The 6,036-nt window shown below is 48.5% G+C and carries 5 protein-coding genes; 4 read left to right on the forward strand and 1 reads right to left on the reverse strand.

Going from position 1 to position 6,036, the window contains the following annotated elements; translation table 11 throughout:
• Nucleotides 1-19: 19 nt before the first annotated feature.
• The 4 genes from plsY (at nt 20) to PN477_RS11755 (ending at nt 4,843) form a co-directional block, all read left to right on the forward strand.
• Nucleotides 20-682, forward strand: coding sequence for a glycerol-3-phosphate 1-O-acyltransferase PlsY (plsY, locus tag PN477_RS11740; RefSeq protein WP_272118929.1), 663 nt, complete (start codon nt 20-22; stop codon nt 680-682).
• Between the two features lie 117 nt (nt 683-799).
• Complete coding sequence (locus PN477_RS11745) at nt 800-1,906, forward strand: glycosyltransferase family protein (RefSeq protein ID WP_272118931.1); 1,107 nt, start codon at nt 800-802, stop codon at nt 1,904-1,906.
• Nucleotides 1,907-1,956: 50 nt separating this feature from the next.
• Nucleotides 1,957-3,756, forward strand: coding sequence for an ABC transporter ATP-binding protein (locus PN477_RS11750; RefSeq protein ID WP_272118933.1), 1,800 nt, complete (start codon nt 1,957-1,959; stop codon nt 3,754-3,756).
• A gap of 67 nt (nt 3,757-3,823) precedes the next feature.
• The gene (locus PN477_RS11755) at nt 3,824-4,843 is read left to right on the forward strand and encodes a polysaccharide pyruvyl transferase family protein (RefSeq protein ID WP_272118935.1); all 1,020 of its coding nucleotides are present in this window, start codon (nt 3,824-3,826) and stop codon (nt 4,841-4,843) included.
• A gap of 170 nt (nt 4,844-5,013) precedes the next feature.
• Here PN477_RS11755 and PN477_RS11760 read toward each other — a convergent pair whose 3' ends face one another.
• A complete protein-coding gene (locus PN477_RS11760; protein ID WP_272118937.1) occupies nt 5,014-5,850 on the reverse strand; it encodes a hypothetical protein in 837 nt (278 codons plus the stop codon).
• Nucleotides 5,851-6,036: the final 186 nt, after the last annotated feature.

A 6,036-nucleotide genomic window follows, 5' to 3' on the forward strand; every position in this document is an offset into this window, starting at 1 on the left:
TAATTGCTGCGGAGAGGTTATGACTGGGTTAATTATTGTGGGGATTGCGATCGCCTCCTATCTGCTGGGGTCATTCCCCACGGGGTATCTTGTGACCAAATGGCTCACGGGCCTGGACATTCGCGACCAAGGCTCCGGCTCCACCGGGGCCACCAACGTCCTCCGCACCGTCGGCAAATGGGCCGCCGCCACTGTCCTCCTCACCGATGCCCTCAAAGGTGCGATCGCCCTCGCCCTCGTCTATAGCCTCGCCTATATCCCCGCGATCGCGCCGTACATCCCCACCGCCGGGCTACCCTGGTTCGCCACCCTCGCCGGACTCCTTGCCCTCGTGGGCCATAGTCGTTCCGTTTGGCTGCAATTCAAAGGCGGCAAATCCGTCGCCACCGGCATCGGTATCCTGCTGGTGATGAGTCCCGTTGTCGCCCTCGGCACGATCGCCGTCTTCGCCCTCACCCTCGCCGTCAGTCGGATCGTCTCTTTGGGATCGATCTTGAGTGCGATCGCCGTCACGCTCTTAATGCTGCTGCTCCACGAACCCCTCGCCTACTGCCTCTTTGGCCTCCTCGCCGGCAGTTACGTCATTGTCCGCCACCGCACCAACCTCCAACGCATCTTTAACGGCACAGAACCCAAAATCGGGCAAAAACTCCAACCCCAACCCGAATCCACCGCCTCATGAAACCGTGAGAACACGGATTAGTCGCGCCAATATGGCACAATTCTCGGCCACTGGGGAAACATCGACCTAGAATAAAGACACTTAACGCTCGCTCGACATCCATGACGACGGCTCATCATGCCTAAAACGATTCTGATCCTGTTTCCCAACGAATGGTTAGCCTATACCCCCACCCTTCTCAACCTCATTGAAAAGCTGAAAGCTGACTTTAAGATTCGAGTGATCACCCTCGATGATGGCAAACACCAAAATCATAATCTTCAGGGCGATGAATTTGAGTTCATTCCCATCTCTGAGCACCTCGCAACCGTTTTAATTCGTGTCGGTCAAGTCACCGGCCAAGGTTCCCGCCTTTACCAGTTTTTCAAAATGTGGCAAGTGTATTGGCGATCGCGAGGCCGCCAAGCCGATGAAGTGATCGCCGTCGATTCTGCCGGTTTAGTCATCGCCCAAAAACTGTTTCCCAGCAGCCATTTTTTATCCCTCGAACCCTACCGCGATCGCCTCTTTTTAAGTTGCGACCTCACCCGCGTTAAATCCGTCCTGGCCCACAGTCCCGAACGCTACGACTACCTCTTTGCCGAAACCAAAATCCCCGCCTTTATTCTCCCCAACGCCCCCGCCCTCGATCACTATCAACCCCCAACCTACCACCCCCCCGCAACCATCAACGCCATCTTTTTTGGCAATGCCAACTTCCGTAACGGCGTGTATGAATGTTTAGAAGTCTTTAATGTTCTCGACACCGAGACGTTTACATTGACCATTAAAGGCATCGTCAGCGAAGAGCATCAGGAGAGAATCGCTCAACAGTATCAACCCCTCATTGATGCCGGTCGTTTAATCATTGAGCGTCGCTACATTCCCCAAGAAGAAGTCATCGACTATTTAGCTCAGTTCAGCATTGGGTTTTGTTTTTATAACTTTGACCATACCGATGAGATTACCCAATTTAATTTCATCTCTGTCCCGGCTGGAAAAATGTATAACTACTATGCCGCTGGTGTCCCTGTGATTGGATCGGATATTTTAGGACTCAAGAGTGTGTGTGATTTCCAAGCGGGACTCTTGTTAAACGAGGTCACACCGGCTGCGATCGCCGCCGCCATCCAAACCATCCACGCCGATCATCCCACCTACCATGACAACGCCATCAAAGCCGCCCACCACTTCGACTTTAATAAAGCGATCGATCCCGTGAAAACTTACCTCATGAACTCATAAGTTCAATCCCTATTCATTGCTCTATTTATCGTTAGCAACTCAAGGCAAAAATGTCACGCAAGCTCCAAAAACTGTTTTACATCATTGATCGTAAAAAATATGAAATTCCAGTCTTGGTGGCCATTTTTCTATTCGTCTCAGTTTTAGATACCTTTGGAATTGGCTTAGTCGGCCCCTTTATGGGATTGGTCAACAGGCCTGAATTAATTACCGATAACGCCATCATTGCTAACCTCTATCAAACCTTAGACTTTACCACTCCTTCACAGTTCATCATCAGCATCGGGGGGCTGATCATTGCGCTCTTTTTTATTAAAGTGTGTTTCAATTTTAAGATGCAAGAATACATCTTTAAATTCAGCTTTTCTCAAACTGGCAGCGTCATGCGCCGTCTCCTCGAAGCTTACTTAAAAACAGACTACACCTTTCACCTTTCCCGCAACACTTCTGTTTTAATCCAGACCCTCATTCTCGAATCACAAAACTTCTCACAAAAAATTCTGGTTCCGATGCTGGTTTCCCTCTCAAACCTGATGGTTTTAGGGCTATTACTCTGTTTGCTGGCTTGGACAAGCCCGATCGGAACTCTGTCCATTGTTGCGGTTGTTTTAATAACCTACGGCATTACCAACTTATTTAAAGACCGGATGCGGGCATTGGCAGAAGATGCGGCGGCGGCCCAAGCCGATATGATTCGGATTGTGAACCATGGCCTAGGCAGTATTAAAGAAACCCACATCATTGGCTGTGCGCCATATTTTGAAGAACAGATTACCTACGAAGCAAAACGTTATGCGATGTCCATGGGGACGGTGATGGTGTTTAATAACTTGCCGCGCTTTATTATTGAGGCGTTGCTGGTGAGTTTTTTGATTGGGTTTACACTTTTAGTGTTGATCATCAGTGGTAATACCGATAGTTTGACTGCTACATTAAGTGTCTTTGCGATCGCATCGATTCGGATGCTGCCCGCTTCAGCCGCGATCGTTCAAGCCACCTCATCCATTCGGTTTAATTCCTATATCATTGACAAACTCTATCAAGACCTCATTGAAGCTGAAGATAATCGTGGCACCTATGCCCTGTCTTCTGATCACGAATCGACCCCATCGCTTCCCTTTCAAAACACGATTGATCTCAGCCATATTTGCTACACCTATCCGAATATCGAAAATCGCGCCCTGAATGATATTTCTCTCCAAATTCAGAAAGGACAATCCATTGGCTTTATTGGTCAATCGGGGGCCGGAAAAACAACGCTTGTAGATGTTATTTTAGGGCTGCTCATTCCTGAATCTGGGGATTTAAAAGTAGATGGTCAGTCCGTATATGAAAATCTACGCGGCTGGCAAAATTTGATTGGCTATATTCCCCAGTCTATTTTTCTCCTCGATGACACGATTGAACATAATATTGCGTTCGGGGTTCCTGATGAAACGATTAGTCAAGAACGTTTAAGGGCGGCGATCGCTGCGGCTCAACTGACGGATTTAATTGAACAGTTACCCAATGGATTACAGGAAAAAGTGGGTGAGCGCGGGGTGCGTTTATCCGGGGGACAACGCCAACGAATTGGGATTGCTCGCGCCCTTTATCATCAGCGGGATATTTTGGTGCTTGATGAGGCCACATCTGCCTTAGATAATGAAACGGAGCAGCTTGTCAGTGATTCAATTCAGAACTTGGCGGGTAGTTTAACGATGATTTCGATCGCTCACCGTTTGACGACCCTCAAACATTGCGATCGCATCTATGTGCTGGAACAGGGTAAAGTGGTTGAATCGGGAACCTATGATGAAGTGATACTCAAGCAACCCCCACTAGAAACACCTGTTTCAGAGATAGAATAGAGGTGCGATCGCACCGCGATGTTTCGTCCATCAATACCGTTTTCCTGTCCCTCAACTGATAGTTAAAATGACTCTGACTGAAGCCTTAAAAAACGACCTAAAAGGTTCCTGCGGTGTGACAATTTTGGGGTACTTCGGGGGCGACAATCTCGGTGATGATATTATGCTCCGGGCGTTGATTGATGAACTGAATCAAAGTTGTGGGATGCCGATTCGGGTCGTAGCCTATGCCCCGATTCCCTGGCTAGAAGGCGAAGTTTCTGTGGATGTGTGGAAAAATAATTGGACGGATAATTATGCGATTTTACGGGCAAATCTAGAAAAAAGTTCTCATCTTCTTTGGGGAGGAGGAACCTGTTTCACCGATGAGGATTTAGACGGCGGCTATAAGCAGGTTTTATTTGCGAAAAAGCTCGGCAAAAAAGTGGCTTATGTGGGGGTCGGGGTTGGCAACCTGAAGAAACTAGAGCGACAAGTGAAGACCTTGATTTTGATTAATCGAGCGGATTATCTATCCTTACGGGATGCGGTGTCCTATCAACGGGCGCGGCGGTTTTGTGTTTGGAACTCGAAGAAGTTAGAGCAAGTGGAAGACCTCAGTTATGGGTTTCTCCAACAGTGGGATCGCAACCATCCGCAACCGGACGCTGATCCGCATTATCTTCTGGTGGCCTGGCGCAATTTAACGGCCTATGGTGTGACCGATCGGCCGGCTTTTCTCGCGAAGGTGAGCGACTACATTTTAAAACGCTGCCAAGACCATCAATTAACACGCATTCTCCTCATCGATACGGATTCCCAAATTGACCCGGAGATGAATCAAGAATTGCTGATTCAGTTACAACAATTGGGCGGTGAACCGATACAGGTTGAATATGATCCAACGATTCACTACACCGAGAAATTAAAACGCCTTGCGGCATCCAGTGCCATGATCACCTCGCGTCTTCATGTTGCGGTGGCGGCTCACTTTTTTGGTAAGCCGTGCTATGCCTATAATTACTCTCCGAAAATTGGCTATTTTATCGACGAAGTGAAGAATCCTAAATTAACTCTGATTCCGATTGAACAACTCCCGATGGATTAGCGCGGGCTGAGATCTATACAAGAATAGCTCACATTAATCTCTTTGCCTGTTTAGAGGACTGGAGTGGGAGCGTCTTGCTCCCTATAGCAATTCTATTTGATTCATGAACAGGCAAGGGGCTTAAGCCCCTTGTTAGCGGGGATTATAGATTTACGATTGATTGAGGATCGTTATAAGTAGCCGTGTTCTTTGAGGAATGCCCGTAATGCGGTGGGGAAGTCGGGGTGTTGGCCGATGATGTCGCCGTTGCGGTCGTAGATGTCGAGGCCCCAGTCTGAGGTGCGATCGTAGCGGGCGAGCATGAATTGCCAACCGGCTTCAAATTCACCGAGGAGAATTTTTTGGGCGACATATCCGGCTAATACTCCATTGATGTCGGAGTCTCGGTCTTGGATGGCTTGATACATTTGCCAGGCAGTGCCGCGTAGTTGTTCGGGATAGTCGCGGGTGACATCTTCGAGGCCGTTGGGGCCGATGCGGAGAATTTGTGAGGGGGGAAATGATCCGGCGTAGGAACTGAAGGCGTAGAGAAATGCACCGTCAAAGGTGCTGAATTCGACAATGCCGTCGTTGTCTAGATCTTGGAATGATCCACCGTAGCCATCACTGGGGCCGAGGGTGGTTTGTTCAAAGGTGTCGCCTGTCCATTGATATACGTCGTGGGTGGTGCAGCAATGAGCGCCGCCGCTGTAGTTTGAGACGATGACCTCGGCGGTGTTGTCGTTGTTCAAGTCTTGGAGCCATATTTCGCCGGACATGAATTCGGTTAGAGCGTCTTGGAGATAGGCTTGACCCTGATAGGAAAGGATGTAGTTAATGTTGCTTTCAAAGAGGTTTTCATTGGCGGTGTAGTTGGCTTCAACGCGAATATTGCCTTGGGATAGGGTTTTTTGGAAGGAGGGGGTTTGGGAATCAAATTCGAGGCGGGGTTGAGCGATCGCACCTGATCCCACTGATACCCCCCAGGCTGTGATTAACAGTGAAATGACGGATTTAAATCGATTCATAACCAAAATAGTTGACATACTCCCCCACTAAACCCTACGGGCTATAGTGGGAGATTCTGAACAGCCAGTTACCTGACCATTTATCCACTCAAACAACGAGAGTTGCAGAGGGTTGCTAGGCTCAACGACTAACACCATTGATTTATCCTGATTTCTCAAATCTGTTAATTCAGATTTAGCCGTAAC

Origin of the sequence: Spirulina subsalsa CS-330 (assembly GCF_028330765.1) — a bacterium.
GTDB classification, from domain to species: domain Bacteria; phylum Cyanobacteriota; class Cyanobacteriia; order Cyanobacteriales; family Spirulinaceae; genus Spirulina; species Spirulina subsalsa_A.

Coding starts and splice junctions, on each gene's coding strand:
- PN477_RS11745 (WP_272118931.1), top strand. CDS start 800: ATGCCTAAAACGATTCTGATCCTGTTTCCCAACGAATGGTTAGCCTAT.
- plsY (WP_272118929.1), top strand. CDS start 20: ATGACTGGGTTAATTATTGTGGGGATTGCGATCGCCTCCTATCTGCTG.
- PN477_RS11760 (WP_272118937.1), bottom strand. CDS start 5,850: ATGAATCGATTTAAATCCGTCATTTCACTGTTAATCACAGCCTGGGGG.
- PN477_RS11750 (WP_272118933.1), top strand. CDS start 1,957: ATGTCACGCAAGCTCCAAAAACTGTTTTACATCATTGATCGTAAAAAA.
- PN477_RS11755 (WP_272118935.1), top strand. CDS start 3,824: ATGACTCTGACTGAAGCCTTAAAAAACGACCTAAAAGGTTCCTGCGGT.